This is a genomic window from Flavobacterium sediminis (assembly GCF_003148385.1).
In the GTDB taxonomy this organism is placed as follows: Bacteria; Bacteroidota; Bacteroidia; order Flavobacteriales; family Flavobacteriaceae; genus Flavobacterium; species Flavobacterium sediminis.
Genome location: NZ_CP029463.1, coordinates 784,542 through 805,260 on the forward strand (window position 1 = coordinate 784,542; position 20,719 = coordinate 805,260).

At 35.6% G+C, this 20,719-nt stretch carries 21 protein-coding genes; 2 read left to right on the forward strand and 19 right to left on the reverse strand.

What is annotated here, in order from left to right:
* Positions 1-3: 3 nt before the first annotated feature.
* The 11 genes from DI487_RS03720 to recR all read right to left on the reverse strand — a co-directional run bounded on the left by DI487_RS03720 (position 4) and on the right by recR (position 11,625).
* On the reverse strand, positions 4-1,260 hold the full coding sequence (locus DI487_RS03720; protein ID WP_109568469.1) for a sulfate adenylyltransferase subunit 1: 1,257 nt from the start codon (positions 1,258-1,260) through the stop codon (positions 4-6).
* A gap of 9 nt (positions 1,261-1,269) precedes the next feature.
* Positions 1,270-2,175 carry a sulfate adenylyltransferase subunit CysD gene (gene cysD, locus DI487_RS03725; RefSeq protein ID WP_109568470.1) on the reverse strand — a complete coding sequence of 302 codons (906 nt, stop codon included), beginning with the start codon at positions 2,173-2,175 and terminating at the stop codon, positions 1,270-1,272.
* Entirely contained in the window at positions 2,168-2,767 is a 600-nt protein-coding gene (cysC, locus tag DI487_RS03730) for an adenylyl-sulfate kinase (RefSeq protein ID WP_109568471.1), read from the reverse strand. The genes cysD and cysC overlap by 8 nt, the downstream gene beginning before the upstream one ends.
* A complete protein-coding gene (locus DI487_RS03735; RefSeq protein WP_109568472.1) occupies positions 2,757-3,191 on the reverse strand; it encodes a DUF2061 domain-containing protein in 435 nt (144 codons plus the stop codon). The genes cysC and DI487_RS03735 overlap by 11 nt, the downstream gene beginning before the upstream one ends.
* Positions 3,184-3,987, reverse strand: coding sequence for a 3'(2'),5'-bisphosphate nucleotidase CysQ (cysQ, locus tag DI487_RS03740; RefSeq protein ID WP_317046262.1), 804 nt, complete (start codon positions 3,985-3,987; stop codon positions 3,184-3,186). Before cysQ ends, DI487_RS03735 begins: the two co-directional genes overlap by 8 nt.
* Positions 3,988-3,990: 3 nt before the next feature.
* Positions 3,991-5,268, reverse strand: a complete 1,278-nt coding sequence (locus DI487_RS03745) for a nucleotide sugar dehydrogenase (RefSeq protein WP_109568474.1) — start codon at positions 5,266-5,268, stop codon at positions 3,991-3,993.
* Between the two features lie 12 nt (positions 5,269-5,280).
* Positions 5,281-6,672, reverse strand: a complete 1,392-nt coding sequence (locus DI487_RS03750) for a UDP-glucose 6-dehydrogenase (RefSeq protein ID WP_109568475.1) — start codon at positions 6,670-6,672, stop codon at positions 5,281-5,283.
* A gap of 10 nt (positions 6,673-6,682) precedes the next feature.
* Positions 6,683-7,663, reverse strand: coding sequence for an SDR family oxidoreductase (locus tag DI487_RS03755; protein ID WP_109570597.1), 981 nt, complete (start codon positions 7,661-7,663; stop codon positions 6,683-6,685).
* Complete coding sequence (locus DI487_RS03760) at positions 7,639-10,116, reverse strand: polysaccharide biosynthesis tyrosine autokinase (protein WP_109568476.1); 2,478 nt, start codon at positions 10,114-10,116, stop codon at positions 7,639-7,641. Before DI487_RS03760 ends, DI487_RS03755 begins: the two co-directional genes overlap by 25 nt.
* Positions 10,117-10,123: 7 nt before the next feature.
* Entirely contained in the window at positions 10,124-10,924 is an 801-nt protein-coding gene (locus DI487_RS03765) for a polysaccharide biosynthesis/export family protein (RefSeq protein ID WP_109568477.1), read from the reverse strand.
* Positions 10,925-11,004: 80 nt separating this feature from the next.
* Complete coding sequence (gene recR / locus DI487_RS03770; protein ID WP_109568478.1) at positions 11,005-11,625, reverse strand: recombination mediator RecR; 621 nt, start codon at positions 11,623-11,625, stop codon at positions 11,005-11,007.
* Between the two features lie 74 nt (positions 11,626-11,699).
* Between recR and DI487_RS03775 the strand changes: the two genes are divergently transcribed.
* Complete coding sequence (locus DI487_RS03775) at positions 11,700-13,142, forward strand: sodium:solute symporter (protein WP_109568479.1); 1,443 nt, start codon at positions 11,700-11,702, stop codon at positions 13,140-13,142.
* Here the strand turns inward: DI487_RS03775 and DI487_RS03780 are convergent.
* On the reverse strand, positions 13,119-13,475 hold the full coding sequence (locus DI487_RS03780; protein ID WP_109568480.1) for a CoA-binding protein: 357 nt from the start codon (positions 13,473-13,475) through the stop codon (positions 13,119-13,121). The two genes, DI487_RS03775 and DI487_RS03780, sit on opposite strands and share 24 nt — an antisense overlap.
* A 109-nt stretch (positions 13,476-13,584) precedes the next feature.
* Between DI487_RS03780 and DI487_RS03785 the strand changes: the two genes are divergently transcribed.
* Entirely contained in the window at positions 13,585-14,208 is a 624-nt protein-coding gene (locus tag DI487_RS03785; protein ID WP_109568481.1) for a MarC family NAAT transporter, read from the forward strand.
* Between the two features lie 272 nt (positions 14,209-14,480).
* Here the strand turns inward: DI487_RS03785 and DI487_RS03790 are convergent, their stop codons facing one another.
* From DI487_RS03790 to eno, 7 genes are all read right to left on the reverse strand, one after another.
* Positions 14,481-15,209 carry a phosphoadenylyl-sulfate reductase gene (locus DI487_RS03790; RefSeq protein ID WP_109568482.1) on the reverse strand — a complete coding sequence of 243 codons (729 nt, stop codon included), beginning with the start codon at positions 15,207-15,209 and terminating at the stop codon, positions 14,481-14,483.
* Positions 15,197-15,433: a DUF2061 domain-containing protein gene (locus DI487_RS03795; protein WP_109568483.1), complete on the reverse strand. Its 237-nt coding sequence runs from the start codon at positions 15,431-15,433 to the stop codon at positions 15,197-15,199. The genes DI487_RS03790 and DI487_RS03795 overlap by 13 nt, the downstream gene beginning before the upstream one ends.
* Before the next feature lie 71 nt (positions 15,434-15,504).
* Positions 15,505-15,918: an RrF2 family transcriptional regulator gene (locus DI487_RS03800; RefSeq protein WP_109568484.1), complete on the reverse strand. Its 414-nt coding sequence runs from the start codon at positions 15,916-15,918 to the stop codon at positions 15,505-15,507.
* A gap of 1 nt (position 15,919) precedes the next feature.
* Positions 15,920-16,861, reverse strand: a complete 942-nt coding sequence (gene ctlX, locus DI487_RS03805; protein ID WP_109568485.1) for a citrulline utilization hydrolase CtlX — start codon at positions 16,859-16,861, stop codon at positions 15,920-15,922.
* 44 nt (positions 16,862-16,905) lie between these two features.
* A complete protein-coding gene (locus DI487_RS03810) occupies positions 16,906-17,820 on the reverse strand; it encodes a dimethylarginine dimethylaminohydrolase family protein (RefSeq protein WP_109568486.1) in 915 nt (304 codons plus the stop codon).
* Positions 17,821-17,920: 100 nt separating this feature from the next.
* Entirely contained in the window at positions 17,921-19,204 is a 1,284-nt protein-coding gene (locus DI487_RS03815; RefSeq protein WP_109568487.1) for a citrate synthase, read from the reverse strand.
* Positions 19,205-19,372: 168 nt separating this feature from the next.
* Positions 19,373-20,665: a phosphopyruvate hydratase gene (eno, locus tag DI487_RS03820; protein WP_109568488.1), complete on the reverse strand. Its 1,293-nt coding sequence runs from the start codon at positions 20,663-20,665 to the stop codon at positions 19,373-19,375.
* Positions 20,666-20,719: the final 54 nt, after the last annotated feature.

Genomic DNA, 20,719 nt, shown 5'->3' on the forward strand with positions numbered 1-20,719 from the left:
GATTTATATGATCATTCCGGCAGCCACCGTTTCGTTTGTTCCCTCATCAATTAATATAAAGCTTCCTGTTAATCTATTGTCTCTATACGAATCGATCATTAACGGTTTTGTTGTTCTGAGTTTTACTCTTCCGATATCATTCATCTGAAAGTCTTTATCTTCTTCATTTCTTTCATATGTATTGATATTCACTTTATAAACCACATCTTTAATCATGGCTTTTTGCTCATTGGAAGTATGTAAAATTGAATATTTTGCACGAGGCTGGGCTTGTTTATTGTTTAGCCAACAGATCATAGCATCAAACTCTTGTGAAGGTTCCGGTGAATTGTTGGTTTTCACTATCATATCACCCCTACTGATATCGATATCGTCTTCAAGAGTAATAGAAACAGACATTGGTGCAAATGCCTCCTCCAGTGACTGGTCATAAAAATCTATTGTTTTTATCTTTGATGTAAAACCTGAAGGAAGAATTGTTACATTATCTCCTTTTCGGTAAATTCCGCTTAATATTCTCCCGGCATATCCTCTGTAATCAATAAACTCGTCTTTCTGCGGACGTAAAACGGTCTGCACAGCAAAACGGGCATCAATTTTATTATTATCACTACTGATATGCATGGTTTCTAATGTATTTAAAAGCGGCGACCCTTTAAACCAAGACATTTGTTCTGAAGCGTTTACGACATTGTCTCCAACCAAAGCACTTATCGGAATAAACCGAACATCTTTGATCAATAATTTTGAAGAGAAACTTTCATAATCGGAAACAATATTATTAAATACTTCTTCTGAATACTCTACTAAATCCATTTTATTCACACAAACAATCACATGCGGTATTTGCAAAAGTGATGCTATATAGGAATGTCTTTTGGTTTGTTCTATAACTCCTTTTCTGGCATCAATCAAGATGATTGCTACGTTAGCCGTTGATGCTCCTGTTACCATATTTCGGGTATATTGAATATGTCCCGGAGTATCGGCTATAATGAATTTTCTTTTAGGAGTCGTAAAATACCGATAGGCAACATCAATGGTAATTCCTTGTTCTCTTTCATCTCGAAGTCCGTCAGTAAACAACGCTAAATCTACTCCGTCGTATCCTTTCTTCTTGCTTGTATTTTCTATAGCCGCTATCTGGTCTTCAAAAATAGATTTTGAATCGTATAATAGTCTTCCTATAAGTGTACTTTTACCATCATCAACACTACCTGCGGTTGCTAAACGTAATAACTGATTATTGTCTATTTGCATATTCTTTTTTTAAAAGTATCCTTGTCTTTTTCTATCTTCCATAGCTGATTCAGAACGTTTATCATCTGCTCTGTTCCCTCGCTCCGTCAATCTCATTGCTGCTACTTCTTCAACAATCTTATGTAGCGTATCAGCATCAGATTCGATACCACCGGTGATTGTAATATCTCCCAGTGTTCTGAATCGGATTTTTTTGAATTCGATTTTTTCGTTCTCTTCTAATTTCAAAAATTCAGAGTTCGGAATCCATGCATCATTTCTCCAGACTACTTCTCTTTCATGAGCAAAATACAAAGAAGGTATCGCTATATTTTCTCTTTTAATATAATTCCAAACGTCTAACTCTGTCCAATTACTAATCGGAAAAGCTCTGAAATGCTCTCCTTGAAAATGTTTTCCGTTGAGTAAATTCCAAAGTTCCGGACGTTGATTCTTAGGATCCCATTGTCCGAAATCATCCCGATGAGAGAAGAAACGTTCTTTTGCTCTTGCTTTTTCTTCATCTCTTCTTCCTCCTCCTATAGCACAATCTATCTTATTTGTTTCTATAGCATCCAGAAGTGTTGTTGTTTGCAACGCATTTCTTGAAGCGTTTTTGCCTTTTTCTTCTGCTACTCTTCCTTGATTGATCGATTCCTGAACAGAACCTACAATCAATCCTACCCCTAACTCTTTTATCAAGTCGTCTCTGAACTTCATTGTTTCCGGAAAATTATGACCGGTATCGATATGCATTAACGGAAAAGGGATACTAGACGGGTAAAAAGCTTTCTTAGCCAAATGGGTTACAACAATTGAATCTTTCCCTCCTGAAAACAGGATGACAGGATTTTGAAATTGAGCCCAAACTTCCCTAAGGATAAAAATTGCTTCAGCTTCTAATTCATCTAAGTAATTCAAATAATATTTACTCATGATGTGTTATCTTATCTTTTATTTTTTCAAAAATCAAATTTACAGAATTTTCAAGACTTAGCTTAGAGGTATCTATACAAATATCAGGATTGACAGGTTTTTCATAAGGAGACGAAATTCCCGTAAAGTCTTTTATCAGTCCTTTTCTGGCTTTTTCATACAGTCCTTTCACATCTCTTTTTTCACATTCCTCAAGTGGTGTATCTACAAATACCTCTACATAGTTCTCCGAACCGACAATCTCTTTAACAAGCGTTCTGTATTCTTCCAAAGGAGATACAAAACTGGCTAAAACAACCGTTCCTGAATCTAAAAAAAGACGAGCTACTTCTGCAACTCTTCTGATATTCTCTTTTCTGTCTTCAATAGAAAAACTCAAATTAGAATTTAAGCCCCCTCTAACATTATCCCCATCTAAAAGATAGGTTTTAAAATTCAAGTCAAACAATTTTCGCTCTAACATTCCGGCAACTGTTGACTTTCCGGATCCTGATAATCCGGTAAACCAAACTAAAACGGCTTTTTGTTTTAAAAGCTCCTGTCGTTTAGCTTTATTAATTTCAAAAGTATGTTCATGAATATTAGTACTCATCGTCAACTGTTTTTATTATTCCAAATTTTATACGATACCAAACTCTTTCATGTAAGTAATACAGTATCATTTTTGTTACCACTTCAAAAATACTAATCTTTATCCCGATAAACGGATCTCCTGAGATCAGCCATCCTAATATAAAAGTATCTATCGAACCTACTATTCTCCAAGACATTGCTTTCAGTAAATGTCTTTTTCTACTATCTTCATTCAGTCCTAATCGGCTAAGATCTACTCTATACCATATCCGTTCGTGCAGATAATACAAGGTCATTTTAGTAATGAGTTCTGCAACTCCTACTTTTAAACCTACCCACGGATTAGCAGTGATAAACCACGAAAGCAGCATAGTATCTAATGTGCCCACGATACGCCATGTAATTGCTTTTGTAATATGTCGTATTGGCGAAACTTTACTCATTTTCTACTACAAAGCTCGGGTTGAGTAAATTTTCTTTATTATACTGTAGTTCTTTACCTGTTTCTTGGTTTATGACCTTAACTCCTACTGCATTACAAATTGCCTGTCCGGCCGCTGTATCCCACTCCATCGTTGGCGCTAATCGCGGATAAACATGTGCTTTACCGCTTGCTACCAGACAAAATTTTAATGAGCTTCCGGCATTCACTTTATTTATCTTCGTAAAATCTTTCTCTAATTCTTTAATAAATTGTTCCGTTTCTTCATTCAAATGTGAATTGCTGCATACTACATTAATTTCAGATAATGGAGAAACCGGTTGTAATAGAACTGCATTTTTCATATAATCTTCCAATGAAAAAACTGCATTTACATTCTTGTAATAATAGCTTTCTTTTTCAGTAACGAACCCTACATACAGTTCTTTTGAAACGGGCACATAAATCACTCCGAAAACAGGGCGTCCTTGTTCAATCAATGCAATGTTTACTGTAAATTGTCCGTTCCTTTTTATAAACTCTTTTGTCCCGTCTAACGGATCAACTAACCAACAGGTATTCCAAGTTTTTCGCAAAGAATAATCTGCATTTTTGATTTCCTCACTTATAATGGGAATATCCGTTGCTGTCAAAAAGTTTTTTATGATCTCATTTGATTCTTTATCAGCGATAGTTAAAGGAGAATCATCCTCTTTTACAATAACCTCTCCGTCAAAATTATTATAGATCTCGTTTACTTTTTCTCCGGCTTTTACAGCAGCTTGTATCGCTATTTCAAAATTTTTATTCAACATCATTTATTATAATCTACCGTCAACGTTATCACTTAAAACTCCTTTTACATCATAAATAACCGATTGCGTTTTACAAAATTGCTGTAAATCCATCTGTCTGAATTCTTTATGAGCCACTCCTAATACGACAGCATCAAACTGTTCTTCCGGTTTCTCTTTTACACTTTCAACGCTATATTCGTGCTGTACTTCTTTAGGATCTGCCCAAGGATCAAAAGTAGTTACTTTCATTCCGTATTCTTCCAAAGCCTGAATTACATCTACAATCTTAGTATTGCGAACATCGGGACAGTTTTCTTTAAAAGTAATTCCCAACAACAATACCGAAGCATTATTGACATTAATTCCTTTCTTGATCATATGCTTTACCACCTGTGATGCTACATACTCACCCATACTGTCATTCAACCTTCTTCCTGCCAGAATAATTTCGGGATGGTATCCTTTCTCCTGCGCTTTTTGTGCCAAATAGTAAGGATCAACACCTATACAATGCCCTCCTACTAATCCGGGTTTAAACGGAAGGAAGTTCCATTTAGTTCCGGCTGCTTCTAAAACTGCATGTGTATCGATATCTAACAGATTAAAAATTTTAGCGAGTTCATTCACAAAAGCAATATTAATATCACGTTGCGAATTTTCGATAACTTTTGCTGCTTCAGCAACTTTTATTGTCGGTGCTAAATGCGTTCCGGCTGTAATGACGCTCTTATAAAGATTGTTTACTTTCTGACCGATTTCCGGCGTTGAACCGGAAGTAACTTTTAATATTTTTTCAACGGTATGTTCTTTATCTCCCGGGTTTATTCTTTCCGGTGAATATCCTGCAAAAAAGTCTTTATTGAACTTTAAACCTGATATTTTTTCCAATACAGGAATACATTCTTCCTCTGTAACTCCCGGATAAACAGTTGATTCATAAATCACAACATCATTGGCTTTCAACACTTTTCCTACTGTTTCACTAGCTTTATAAAGCGGAGTCAAATCAGGTCTGTTGTGCTTATCTACCGGAGTAGGTACTGTTATAATATAATAATTACAATCTTTAATATCGTCCAACTGATCCGAACAATACAATCCGTTAGCATTGTCATTCTTCCCTTTCAAGACGGCTTGCAGTTCATCATCTTCAACCTCTAAAGTTGTATCTTTCCCTTGTCGCAATTCTTTGATCCTGTTTTGATTGATATCAAAACCAACAACCGGATATTTGGTTGCAAAAAGTCTTGCTAAAGGTAAGCCAACATATCCCAAGCCTATTATAGCTATTTTAGTACTCATTTTTTTTATTTTTTATGAACCGATAGCTTTATAAATAAAACCTATTTTTTGTAATTCTTCTTTATTCAGAATATTTCTACCATCAAAAACAAATGCCGGTTTTAGCATATTGTCATATATCTTTTGCCAATCGTATGTTTTAAATTCATCCCATTCTGTTAATACTGCTACAGCATGAGAATCTTTACATGCCTGATATGGATCAGCTGTTACATCAACTCCACTTTTATTTTCTTCAGAACTGCGTGTATCTAAATAATCCAGATCTGTCAGAATTTGTTGTTCTTCTACCTTCGGATCAAAAACAGCAATATTTGCTTGTTCGTTCAAAAGGTAATCTGCTACATAGATTGCAGCTGACTCACGTGTGTCATTTGTATCCTTTTTGAAGGCCCAACCTAAAAATGTGATTTTTTTGCCTGAAACCGTATTGTATAAAGTAGTAATAATATTTTTTGCGAACCTTCTTTTCTGGTGATCGTTCATGATAATCACTTGTTCCCAATAATCAGCCACTTCGTTCAAACCATAGCTTTTAGCGATATAAACCAGATTTAGGATGTCTTTCTGAAAACATGAACCTCCGAAACCGACAGATGCTTTTAAAAATTTAGGACCAATTCTGGAATCTAATCCTATTGCCTTACCTACTTCATTTACATTAGCTCCTGTTTTTTCACATAATTCACTAATGGAATTGATCGAAGACACACGCTGTGCCAAGAAAGCATTAGCCGTTAGTTTTGAAAGCTCAGAAGACCATACATTGGTTGTCAGAATTTTATCTTTCGGAACCCAATTCGCGTAAACATCTGCTAAAGCATTTACTGCTTTTTGACCTTCAGCCGAATCTTCCCCTCCGATCAAAACTCTGTCCGGAGCAAACAGGTCATCTATAGCTGTTCCTTCCGCTAAGAACTCAGGGTTTGACAAAATTTGAAATTGCACTCCGTTTCCGGTATGATCTAAAATACTTTTTATAGCACTTGCCGTTCTTACCGGCAACGTAGATTTTTCAACTACAATTTTATTATCTCTTGCTACACGTGCTATTTGACGGGCACACAATTCGATATATTTCAAATCAGCCGCCATCCCTTTACCGATTCCATAGGTTTTTGTTGGCGTATTTACCGATATAAAAATCATTTCAGCTTCATCGATGGCTTTATCTACTTCTGTTGAAAAGAACAAATTTCTCCCTCTTGCCTCAGCTACCACATCTGCTAACCCCGGTTCGTAAACCGGTAATTTAGACAAATCACTATCATTCCAGGCTGCTATTCTGGCTTCATTTAAATCAACAACTGTAACTTGAATATGAGGGCATTTTTGCGCTATTACCGCCATAGTAGGTCCCCCTACATATCCTGCGCCAATACAACAAATCTTAGATATTTTCATGGTAATACGTTTATTTTTTTAGATTTTCCCAATACCATGTAACTGCTTCTTTCAGTCCTGATTTCATGGAAAATCGGGGGTTATAATTCAGATATTTTTTTGCTTTATCAATACTAGCTAAAGAATGCGGAATATCTCCTAATCTATTAGGTCCGTAACTAATTTCAACTTTTCCTATTTCGGGATCAAATGTAATCAATTCATCCTTTAGCATCGTAACCAAATCATTAAGAGTAGTTCGTTCTCCAAAGGCTGTATTATATACTGTATTCAAAGCTTCTTCATTTTGTGTCAACATTGCCAGTTCGTTCATCTGAATGACATTGTCTATATATGTAAAATCCCTTGAAAAAGTACCGTCTCCGTTAATTACAGGGGATTCATGCTGCATTAATTGCATCACAAATTTCGGGATAACCGCAGCATAGGCACCATTCGGATCTTGTCGTCGTCCAAAAACATTAAAATAGCGCAAGCCAATTACTTCCATTCCATAGGTTTTGGCAAAGACATCTGCATACAACTCGTTCACGTATTTAGTAACCGCATAAGGAGATAGTGGTTTCCCTATTTTATCTTCTGTTTTAGGCAAAGATTCCGAGTCCCCATATGTAGATGAACTCGCAGCATACACAAATCTTTTGACCTTAGCATCCCGGGATGCCACTAACATGTTAAGGAAACCGGAGATATTAACCTCATTTGTAGTAATAGGATCCTTAATTGAACGCGGAACGCTTCCCAGAGCTGCCTGATGTAAAACATAAGAAACTCCTTGTACGGCATCATGACAGGTTTGTAAGTCACGAATATCACCTTCTATCAATTCAAAATCCGGGTTAGAAAAAAAGTTATGCAAATTTTCTCTCTTTCCTGTACTGAAATTATCCAGACAAACGACTTTATAGTCTTTAGCCAGAAAATATTCGCAAAGATTTGAACCGATAAAACCGGCTCCTCCTGTTATTAGAATTTTAATTTTTTCAACCATTTGTTTAACCACTTCTTCCAACCAGATGTTGATGTATCCCTTTCCATATAAGCTTCTCCATAGGCTCCATAGCCGTAACCATAACCGTATCCATAACCATAGCCATAGCCGTATCCATATTTTGCTTTATTCTGGAAACCGTTAAATAAAATGCTAATATTCTGTAGCTCGCCTCTTTTGTGCTTTTCGTTAACCACTCCTAACATTCCTTTTTTCGTGTATCCCTGACGTGTCACATAAAGTGTTGCATCACAATAATGCGCTAATTCTAGGGCATCAGATACAAGTCCGACCGGAGGCGTATCCAGAATAACGTAATCGTATTTCTCTTTCAACTCTTCGATCATATCTCTCATACTATCTCCCATTAGTAACTCAGCCGGATTAGGAGGAATAGGTCCAGATGTGATCAGATCTAAATGAGGAATATGTGTACTTTGTGTAACCTCATCTAACGTCTTTTGTCCGATCAGATAATTAACCACACCGGTAACATTATCGATATTAAAGTCTCCAAATATCTTAGGCTTTCTCAGATCTAATCCGACAATTACCGTTTTCTTTTCACTTAAGGCAAAAACCGTTGCCAGATTGATCGAACAGAATGTTTTTCCTTCTCCACTAACGGATGACGTAAGCATTAATATCTTTGTTCTTTCTCCTTTTTGTTTTTTATACAAGAACTGAAGAGACGAACGAATAGCTCTGAAAGACTCTGCAAGCGGTGACTTTGGTTTTTCAAAAACGGACAGATTGTTTTCTGTATTTTTCTTCCCAATAATTCCGATAACCGGAATTTTTGTCATTTTTTGAATATCTTCTACCGAATTTACATTATTGTCTAACAATGTAATTAATAGCACTATTACAAAAGGGATTATAAATCCCAGAAAGGCTGCCAGAATATAATTAACACTGGTTTTCGGACCTTTTAATCCACCTCCGACATCTTTAGCCGTATCAATAAATTCTACGTCAGAACTATTAGCTGCCCGAATGATTTCCGCCTCACTTCTTTTCTGAAGAAATGTGTTATAAATATTGTCTTTAAGATTGTATTTACGGGTTATTTTGATGTGCTCCTGTTTCAGCTCGGGTAACTGACTGATCTCTCCTTCAGCATTGGCAATATTTCTGTTAATGAGTTGCAGATCGAGTTGCAACGCTCCTTTAGCACTTGAAATATTTTCCAGCAATACTTTTTTAAGTGCTTCCATTTCCACGTCAAACTCTGTAAAGATATCATCACTTTTAACCGCATAACCTAATTCTTCCCTTTCAGCAGAAAGCTGTATCAGTTTGGAAACGTTAACCAAAATATTAGGATCGTCTATACCGGCAACAGAAGGCGCCGGCAATCTTGAAAAATCTGTACTTTTTTCCAAGTAAGATTTCAAATGATTCAAGTATTCCATTTTACGTTGAATCAAATCTTTTTGGCTATCAAATTCCGTCAATCGTTCTGTTAGCTTTTCTCCTCCTGACTCTAACTCAAAAACGTTCTTCCCTTTTCTGAAGTCTTTCAGTTCATTTTCAGCATCTTTTATTTGTGCTTCCATGACAACTAATGTGCTGTCAATAAAATTGATCGTATTAGTTGCGAATTTATTTTTACTCTCCAACTGGTTCTTACGCAACACATTGATGGTTTCATTCAGGTATTCAACCAAACGATATTTGTTCGCGCCCTGCAATTGCAAAGACACAACAGACTGAGCTTTTGTATCGGCATTCACATCAATACTTTTGTATCGCCCCACTGTAGCATTAAAATCGTCAAAACGCAGAAAGTATTCTTTTCCTACATATTGATCGGCCTCCGGCAAGATGTAAAGTCGTAAGTGTAAGAATGGTAAATTGATATTTTCACCTACTTTAAATTTTTTAGAGAATTCAACTTCTCCAATTGAAAATCTACTTCTGGAATTATCAACATAATGAATCAGGGATCTGGAACGATTTTCCATAAAATCAACTGATAGTTGAAATTCTGTTGGTGATAAAAATTTGATCTTTATCGGAGCACCTGTCAATTGTCCTTTATTTTTATCAATAGTCACTTTAAAAGGTGCTGTTCCGTAGACATCTTCAAAATAATATTTCCCTTTTTTCAGGTACTGGATATAATATTGAAGTTTATCTACAACAAGCTCATTATGAGATCTTGATTTTAACGTTGTAATGATGGTTTGTACTTTCTCCGATACGCCTCCCCAGTTAAAAACCAAACTGGTATTTGAGGTGAAAAATGAATTATTCTCGTCCTTAATTACAATCAGGGATTCCAATCCGTAAACTTTAGGCTTTCGGATATTTACATTATAAGCCACCAGAAACGTAATAATCAAGCTCAGCAAGAACCATTTCCAATAACTCAAAAGTCTAATCAAAAAACCTTTAAAGTCAAAGCTGTTTTGCGTCTCAAAAAAAGAAAAATCTTTGGTATCTAACATCTTTTTTCTACAGGTTTCTGGTTAATAAAATTGTGGTAGTTACCAGTGAAAGTGCCGTTATAATGGTACTGACAGTTTGCATACCGGTTGTTCCGGTACCCCATGATTTTTGTTTCAAAGGTTTGATATAGATATAATCATTAGGCTGTAGATAAAAAACTGGAGATTCTACTGCTTTAGAACTGGTCAGATCAATATAGTACGTTTGAAACCCATAAGGATATTTTCTGATCACTTGAACATTCTTACGGTCACCGGTCATTGTAATATCACCTGAATTAGCAATTGCTTCCATTATATTTGCCTTATCCTGATAAAGCACATTCGTTCCCGGCGAACCGATCTCTCCATTAACCGTATAACGTAACCCGGCCAGTTTCACATTCACAAAAAGTCTTGACTGGGTTCGGAAGTATTCGTTCAAAAGTCTCTTTTCGATTGTAGTTCTGATTTCCTCCAAAGTATACCCCATTACATTAACTTCTCCTAAAACCGGAACCCTTATATTTCCGTGATCGTCTACTACAAAGCCATTGAAATATAAATTCTGAGGCGAATTTTGCTGTTGGGCATTTCCGGTATTTGTCGACGGATTAAACATCTCAACCAATTTCTGATCAAGTGCTTTTATATTGATACTTAAGATATCATTTGTTTGCACCCTGTAAGGTTTTGTCTGGGTCGATTTTACCTCAATAGATTCGTTTGATTTTCCTTCGTCCTGCAAATACACCAACTGCTTATTTGATATACAAGAAGTAAAGAAAGTCAAAACCAACACCAATTGTAAAAAACGTTTACACTTCATCATCTTATTTTTGTGGAAACAAATATAGTTTTTACTATTAAATTTTCTAAAAATAAATCACTTTTTTATTGAAAAAAGCACTATAACTGATTTAAAGATTGCTCATAAGGAATCCTATGTTGTAAGCTTCTTCCTAAAGTAACTTCATCTGCATACTCTAACTCATCTCCTACTGCTATTCCTCGTGCAATAGTCGATGTTTTTACATTATAATCTTTTATTTGTTTATAGATGTAAAAAATAGTCGTATCACCTTCCATCGTGGAACTTAGCGCAAAGATAACTTCTTTCACATCATTACTCTTTACTTTTTCAACCAATGACACAATATTCAACTGACTTGGCCCTATTCCCTCAATAGGGTTGATCTTACCTCCTAAAACATGATAAATCCCTTTATATGTACCGGTATTTTCAATAGCCATAACATCACGCACATCCTCCACAACACAAACCAATGATTTGTCTCGACCAGGGTTTTCACAAATTTGACAAATTTCTTTATCTGAAATATTATGACAACCGGAACAATACTTTATCTCTCCTCTTACTTTGAGTAATGCATTCGCCAGATCTTCTGATTGTTCTACCGGTTGGCGCAACAAGTGCAACACCAAACGTAAAGCAGTACGCTTTCCTATTCCGGGTAATTGTGAAATCTCATTTACCGCATTTTCTAATAATTTCGAAGGCAATTCCATGGTTACAAAAATACAAAAGTCTGCCGGAATTAAATCTCTTAAAAACTTCTATCTTTGCTCAAAGATCAAAAATTATGCAACCTGTATCTATACTTTTTTTAATATTAGCCTATTTTGCTGTTTTAATCCTCATTTCTTTTCTTACGACCCGAAACGACAATGAAAGTAACAGTACTTTTTTCAAAGCTAACAAACAGTCTCCTTGGTATCTGGTTGCATTCGGTATGATCGGAGCATCGCTTTCCGGAGTCACTTTTATTTCTGTACCGGGTAAAGTTGAGGCTTCTCAATTCACCTATTTTCAGATAGTCTTAGGGTATATTTTAGGATACCTTACCATAGGAATTGTTCTGCTTCCTTTGTATTATAAACTGAACCTTACCACTATATATACTTATCTGAAAGACCGCTTCGGAAATCAAACTTACAAAACAGGTTCGTGGTTCTTCATTATTTCAAGAACTGTAGGCGCTAACCTCCGCTTACTCCTTGTTGCAGATGTTTTGCAGACGTTAGTCTTCGAACCGCTAAAAATCCCATACTGGATAACTGTTACAACCACTATTATTCTGATCTGGCTTTACACTTTTAAATCCGGAATCAAAACCATTATATTCACAGATACCCTGCAAACTTTTTTCATGTTACTTTCTGTCGGAATATGTATCTATGTTGTTTCTGCCGACCTAGGGCTGAACATCTCAAATTTTGCAGATTTTATTGCTCAGAGTGACTTTTCTAAAACTTTCTTTTTTGAGAATCCGAAACTTCCGAATTATTTCTGGAAACAATTCTTATCCGGAGCTTTTATCGCAATCGTTATGACAGGACTCGATCAGGACATGATGCAAAAGAACCTGACTTGCCGCAGCTTGAAGGATGCTCAAAAAAATATGTTTTGGTTCACGATCGTATTGACCGTGGTTAATTTTTTCTTTTTAGTATTAGGTTTGCTCTTTACAGAATATGCCTTAAAATACAATATTGATGCTCACGGAGATAAGCTATTCCCTATCTTAGCAAATCATTACTTAGGTGTTACTGTTGCTTTCAGCTTTTTATTAGGACTTATTGCCGCTGCATTTTCCAGTGCCGACAGCTCATTAACCTCGTTAACCACAACATTCTGTATCGATATTTTGGATATTGAAAATAAATATTCTGAAACCCAACAAATAAAACTCCGAAAAAGGATTCATCTTGTATTTGTTTTTATTTCGATCTTTATCATTCTTTTCTTTAAATATGCTTTTCACGATTCCAGTCTGATTGATAAGGTATTTAAGTTTGCCGGATTTACATACGGCCCTCTTCTAGGGTTGTTCAGCTTCGGTTTATTTACCAAATGGAAAATTAAAGATCATAACACCCCTATTATTGCTCTTTCAGCAGTGTTCATCTCTTTATTTCTGGACAGCACCAGTCAATACTTACTGCCTTTTAATTTTGGTTTTGAGATCTTAATTATAAATGGTTTATTAACCTTTTTAGGTTTAATATTGGTTCGTCGCCAGTAATACTAACGTACAAGCTATCTCTGAATCAATACCGTTTTGTTCCAAAAGTTGTACAAATTCCGGGTTTTCAGTTCCGGGATTGAATATAACCCGTCTGGGCTTAAGTGAAACCACATAATCATAATACTCTTTTTGTATCGTAGGATTTACATAAAGAGTAACTGTATCTACACTTTTAAAAGGTATTTTTTCCGTTTCAATTTCAACATCCAGAGCCATTCCCGGTTTTACTCCGATCGCAACCACTTGATGACTTTTATCTATTAAACTGTTTATAGCGCGGTAGGCATATCGCTCTTTATTTGTCGTTGCTCCGATTACTAAAGTTTTCATGTAGATTCTTTTCTATAAAATTAGTAAAATTAAATATTAATCATAACTTTGAAATAACATTATTTTAATTTCCCAACTCAATAACCCACATTATTTTTGCCAAAAAAACATGGAACAATTCATTTACATTTTTGCTGCTTTATTCTCAGTTTTAAATCCTTTAGGTGCTATCCCTATTTTCGTAGGATTAACCCAGGATGATTCAAAACAAGAACGTTCCCGAATTTCACTTTGGGCAGCTATTAATGTAGCCATTATTTTACTAATATCCTATTTTGCAGGGGAATATGTTTTAAAGTTTTTCGGTATTAGTATTGACTCACTTCGTATTGCCGGCGGTATTTTAATTGTGACTTCGGGTTTTTCCTTACTGAACGGTAACTTCAGTAAAAAGAGAGGGGTCAATAAAAAAGTAGCAAACGATGCTAAAAACAGAAATGATATAGCTCTAAGTCCATTAGCTATTCCGATGCTCGCCGGACCTGGCTCTATTTCTTTACTCATTGCACTATACCAAGAACATGACACTATTGCTTCTAAACTTATCTGTTGTGCTGCTGTTCTACTGGTAGCATTGGTTATCTTCTTAATTCTAAGAAGTGCCAACTATTTATCGCGTATTTTAGGAGCCTCAGGTATTGTTGCTATTTCCAGAATTATCGGTTTTATTGTCATCGCAATAGGTATTGAATATATCATTAGCGCAATTATCAATATTTACAAAAGTATATAACGCAAAAAGCCTGAAAGGCAATTTTTAAAACTGCTTTTTTCAGGCTTTTCATTTCAAACCTAAATATTATTTTTCTACAAAACCAACCGCAACAGTATTGTTTGTTTGCAGATTGATCAGGATAAAAGGTTTTTTACGCTAAGCAGGCAACTGTGATAGAATCTTTACCTACCGAAAACAAAGCAAGCTTTTGAAACTAAGCCGCTACTTCGTAAAATATAAATACTCTCGTTCTCTAAATCTTTTAAATGTTTACTCATTCTTCAACTTCATTAATTATTCTGATCGGTGTGTATGTGTAATCCACATTCTTTTTTACCATTTTCCCACCACCAACGTCCGGCTCTAAAATCTTCTCCGGGTTCGATAGCTCTTGTACACGGAGCACAACCGATGCTCAAATAGCCTTTTTTATACAAACTGTTAATCGGAATATTGTATTGATCTACTTCTGCTTCCACTTCTTCTAATGTAAAAAGAAGTAACGGATTGAACTTGATCAATTGATGATCAGCATCCCATTCTAAAAATTGCATAGTCTCTCTATTTGCTGATTGTTCTGCCCGAAGTCCTGTGATCCACACGGAAGCTCCATCCAAAGCTTTATTTAAAGGTTTTACTTTTCTGATAAAGCAGCATTGCTTTCGTTCTTCTATACTGTTATAAAAGCCATTGACTCCTGATTTGCTGTAGTATTCCTGAATATCTGTTTCTTCCGGATAATAGGTTTTAATATTCAGATTCGGATATTTACTTTGTGTTTTCTGAAACACTTCATAGGTCTCATTAAACTGACGTCCGGTGTCTAACGTGAAAAGTTCGACGCTATCATAATGTGGCTCAAGGTAATGTGTTATAACCTGATCTTCTATCCCGAACGAGGTTGAAAAAACCACTTTTCCCTCAACATGTTGTAAAACCCATGCAATACTTTCCTTTAATGACAATTGGTCTATTTGTTCATTCCAATTTTTTAATGTTTCCTGTCTTATTTTGTCCATTTTGCCCAGACCTTTTCGTGAATAAAATATAATATCATTTTTGTGAATACTTCAAAGCTCCCTATAGAGAAGGCTATTTTTACATTACCTGTCATAATAAAAGAAATAATCATAGTATCTATAGTCCCGAGCAACCGCCAGGTTACAGCTTTACAAGCCGAAATCTTTGTGTCCCGACTTACAATCTCTCCTGTTTTTTTGGTTCTCAATAAATCTAAAAACATAAGCTTTATTTTTTCAGACTTCAAATATACGATTAGTCTATAGAATTAATAGATTATTTGTTTAAATTTTTTTAAAAGCTTGCCAGATCATGTAAAGATTGTTTTTCTAAAATAGACAAAGCGTTATCTCTCACCTGGATCATCAATTTATTCAACGCACATGTTTCTTCACTCGGACAGTCGTCACATTTCTCATAAAAATTAATACTAACACAAGGCAGAAGCGCAATCGGACCGTCTAAAACTCTGATGATACTTGCTATTTTGATCTCTTTCGGATCTTTCATTAAATAATAGCCGCCTCCTTTACCCATTTTTGAACCTAAGATACCGGATTTCTTCAAATCCAACAGAATAGTCTCTAAAAACTTTTTGGAAATATGTTCTTTTTCGGCTATTTCAGAAATCAAAACGGGTGCTGATTTATCTTGCTTAGCAATATAAATCAGCGCTTTTAACCCATATTTTGTTTTTCTTGATAACATATTAATTTTCTGTTTCCGGTAAAAAAACTTCTGCCATCATGCAACGTGCACTTCCACCGCCACAAGCTTCAATAGTATCTAAACTTGCATAGATAATTTTACAATGTTTCTCAATCTTTGCTATTTGCTCTTGCGTCAATGATTGATAGGCTGCATTACTCATTACCAGAAAACGTTCCTCATTTTGCCCTTTTACCTGCAACATATTTCCGGCAAAATTGTTAACTTGATCTTCAGTGATAAAGATAACTTCTTTCCCGGATTTTTTCAAGACTTCCAAAACCATTTTACGCTCTGCTTTGTCATCAATACAATCAGCACAGATAACTGCAAATGTTTCTGCAACACACATCATCACATTGGTATGATAAATATGTTTTCGCTCACCATCAACTGTTTGATAAGCTTCAAAGATCACAGGAGTATATTCAAAATCTTCACAAAACTCGATAAACAATTCTTCATCAGCTCTAGGTGATAATGCGCAATAAGCGATTTCATTTTCCCGGTCTAAAATAATACTTCCGGTTCCTTCTAAAAAAACATTATCTTCTTCAGCAGCTGTATAATCCATAATGTCATTGATCACAAAACCTTTTTCTTCAAGGATATCTAAGATATCTTCTCTACGTTCCAGTCTTCTGTTTTCAGCAAACATCGGATACAGAGCCACGTCACCGTTCTCATGAAAAGAAATCCAGTTATTCGGAAAAATACTATCCGGTGTATCCGGCTCTTTCGTATCATCTACAACAACTACATTTACCCCAACTGTTCTCAATTTTTCAACATAAGCATCAAATTCTTCCTGTGCTTTTACATTTACAGTGGCTGGCAATAAGTTATCCAACACTTTCTGGTAATAATTATTCACTGCCGTTTGTTCATTCATACGGAATGCTACCGGACGAATCATCAATATTGTATTTGTTGTTTGATTCATTTTATTTGTTATTTGTGTTAATTGTTCTTTCTACCGAACATTGTTTAATCTCTAATCAACGGTAACGTAGAACAACGCAATAGTCCTTCTTGTTTAGAAATTTCAGCATAAGGTATCTCTTCAACTGTAAAGCCGTTAGCTCTAAGCCAATTGTTTAATCTTGTAAAATTTCTTTCTGAAACCACAACATCAGGTGCTATTGAAAAAATATTCGAATTCATGTGATACATTTCTTCCCTTTCAATATGAAATAAATTTTCTTTTCCGAAAATATCGACCAGATACAGATAATCTGCTTCTTCGCGGAAACCACTTTTATAAATAATTCCTTTATCTATACCAACCGGCTGAAAACAACAATCCAAATGCAATGCATTATCGCGTGGTTCAATCCTTGACTTCACCAGATCAAATTCTTTCACTATTTTATTGGGAAACATTTCTTTGATAAAATCTACACCATACATATTGGTTCTGGCTGTGATATAGTCTTTGTAATCACTTCCTTTATAAGTCCCTATAAAAATATGCTCATTCCAAGGCATTACATCTCCTCCCTCAATATGTACTTTTTCAGGCGGCCTTACTACTTTGGTCGGATCCATTTGATTTATCACATATTGAATCGCATCTAACTCTCGTTCTCTATCGGGTAATATATTTGCTTTTATAAACACATCATCGATCACGAATCCGATATCACGAGCAAAGATCTGATTGTAGTTCTCTATAATCTGAGGACGAAAAACCTCTACATCATATTTTTCAAAAACCTGATTAAAAGCTTCTATCTCTTTAACCATATCTTCTTCCAGCGGATAAGTTCCCGCCAGAATATGTTCTAAAGATTTAGGATCGTAAGCTTCTGACTTGGTAGGTGTTGGTCCGTTACTCTGAGCTGTACCTAAAATGACAGCCCTCAAACGGGAAGTTTCATTTTTAATATTCAGTTTTAGCATAGTTTGTTTGGTTTGCGCAAAGATAGAAAAAAGAGCTTTGCTCTAAAAAACTAACTTTAAATAAAAAATCCCGATTACTCGGGATTTTTTATTTATTATTTTATCTGTCTTTCACCTCTTTAAAAGCTCTAAGCGGTGAACCGGTGTATACTTGACGAGGTCGTCCTATCGGCTCTTTGTTCAGACGCATTTCTTTCCATTGAGCAATCCAACCCGGTAAACGCCCGATTGCAAACAATACTGTAAACATTTCTACAGGAATACCCATTGCACGGTAAATAATTCCTGAATAGAAATCTACATTAGGATACAGATTTCTTGCTTTGAAATATTCGTCTTCCAAAGCAACTTTCTCTAATTGTTTTGCAATGTCTAATAACGGATCTTCAACTCCTAATGTTCCTAATACATCATCAGCAGCTTTTTTGATGATCTTAGCTCTCGGGTCAAAGTTTTTATAAACACGGTGACCGAATCCCATTAAACGGAACGGATCATTTTTATCTTTAGCTTTCAATACGAATTTGGCAACATCTCCTCCATTATCATGAATTTGTTGTAACATTTCCAATACTGCCTGATTAGCTCCTCCGTGAAGCGGACCCCACAATGCAGAAACTCCGGCAGAAATTGAAGCAAATAAACCTGCATGAGATGACCCTACGATACGAACTGTTGACGTTGAACAGTTTTGTTCGTGATCAGCATGCAAAATAAACAACTTGTCTAATGCCGCAACTACTTTAGGATCTACTTTGTAAGGACCTGTCGGTAATTCAAACATCAAACGCATGAAATTTTCTACATACCCTTTTGTATTATCGTAATAATTTAAAGGATATCCCATTCTCTTTCTGAAAGTCCAAGTTGCAATTACTAAGAATTTACCAATTGTTTTACAAACAGCTTCGTATAATTCTTTTTCATTTTCAACATTTACAGACTTAGGATTGAATGCTGTTAAAGCACTTGTCAATGAAGACAAAACTCCCATTGGGTGGGCTGTTCTTGGAAAACCATCAATGATGCTCTTCATTTCTTCACTAACCATTGTATATTTTCTGATGTCATTTTCAAACTTCTCAAGCTGTGAAGCTGTTGGCAATTCACCAAAAATCAATAGATATGACACCTCTAGGAACGTAGCTTTTTCTGCTAAATCTTCGATCGTGTATCCTCTGTAACGCAAAACACCTTCTTCTCCGTTTAGGAAAGTGATTTCACTTTTACAAGAACCTGTATTTTTATAGCCAGGATCGATAGTTATAGCACCGGTTGCAGCACGCAACTTCTCTATATCGATAGCAGCTTCATTTTCAGTCCCTACAATTACAGGAAACTCATATTTATTGCCATCGATCTCTAATATTGCAGTTTTTGACATCGTGTATATAGTTTTTTTAATGTAAAATTTTAAGAATCATGCGAATTTAGCGAATTATATTCGAATTTTAAAAAATTTCAAAATATTTTATGTTTATTTATTATATACAAAAAATCCCGATAAAGTTTTGTTAACAGAATCGGGATTTTGATAAAAATTTGATATTTATTACTTCACTTTAAAAGCATTTTCTTGCGGAAAATAAGCTACTTCTCCTAACTCTTCTTCAATGCGTAATAACTGGTTATACTTCGCCATACGATCTGAACGTGAGGCAGATCCGGTTTTGATCTGACCACAATTTAGCGCTACTGCTAAATCTGCAATCGTATTGTCTTCTGTTTCCCCTGAACGGTGACTCATTACGGAAGTATATCCTGCATTGTGTGCCATATTCACAGCTGCAATAGTTTCTGTCAATGTACCTATCTGGTTTACTTTTATCAAAATTGAATTAGCAATACCTTCTGAAATACCTCTTGACAAACGTTCTACATTCGTAACAAATAAATCATCACCTACTAACTGCACTTTATCACCGATTTTTTCTGTCAATAATTTCCATCCTTCCCAATCGTCTTCGTACATACCGTCTTCGATAGAAACAATCGGGTATTTAGCTGCTAATTCTGCCAAATATTCTGCTTGCTCAGCTGAAGTTCTTACTTTACCTGTTTCGCCTTCAAATTTAGCATAATCGTATTTTCCGTCTACATAAAATTCAGAAGAAGCACAGTCTAAAGCAACTTTCACGTCGCCACCGAATGTATAACCTGCTTTTTCTACTGCTAATTTAATTGAGTCTAAAGCATCTTCAGTTCCTCCTGCCAGATTAGGAGCAAAACCTCCTTCATCTCCTACTGCTGTAGAAAGATTTCTGTCGTGTAATACTTTTTTAAGGTTATGGAAGATCTCTGTTCCCATTTGCATAGCATGTGTAAAGTTTTTAGCCTTAACCGGCATAATCATAAACTCTTGAAATGCAATTGGCGCATCAGAATGCGAACCTCCATTAATAATATTCATCATCGGCACCGGCAAAGTGTTTGCAGAAACACCCCCAACGTAACGATACAATGGCAATCCAAGTTCATTAGCCGCAGCTTTAGCTACTGCTAAGGAAACACCTAAGATCGCATTTGCACCCAGATTAGATTTATTTGCAGTTCCGTCAAGTTCTATCATGGCTTTGTCAATAGCATTTTGCTCAAAAACAGACATCCCTATTACTTCAGCAGCAATTTTAGTATTTACATTCTCTACAGCTTTCAACACGCCTTTTCCCATATAATCTTTTCCACCATCACGTAATTCAACTGCTTCATGTTCACCGGTTGAAGCTCCGCTTGGCACAGCGGCTCTCCCTAAAACTCCATTCTCTGTTACTACATCCACTTCAACTGTAGGATTTCCTCTGGAATCCAAAATTTGTCTCGCATGTACTTTTATAATAATGCTCATTTTTTTGTAATTTTTGGTTAATTATTTTGTGTATTAAACAAAAATATAACTATT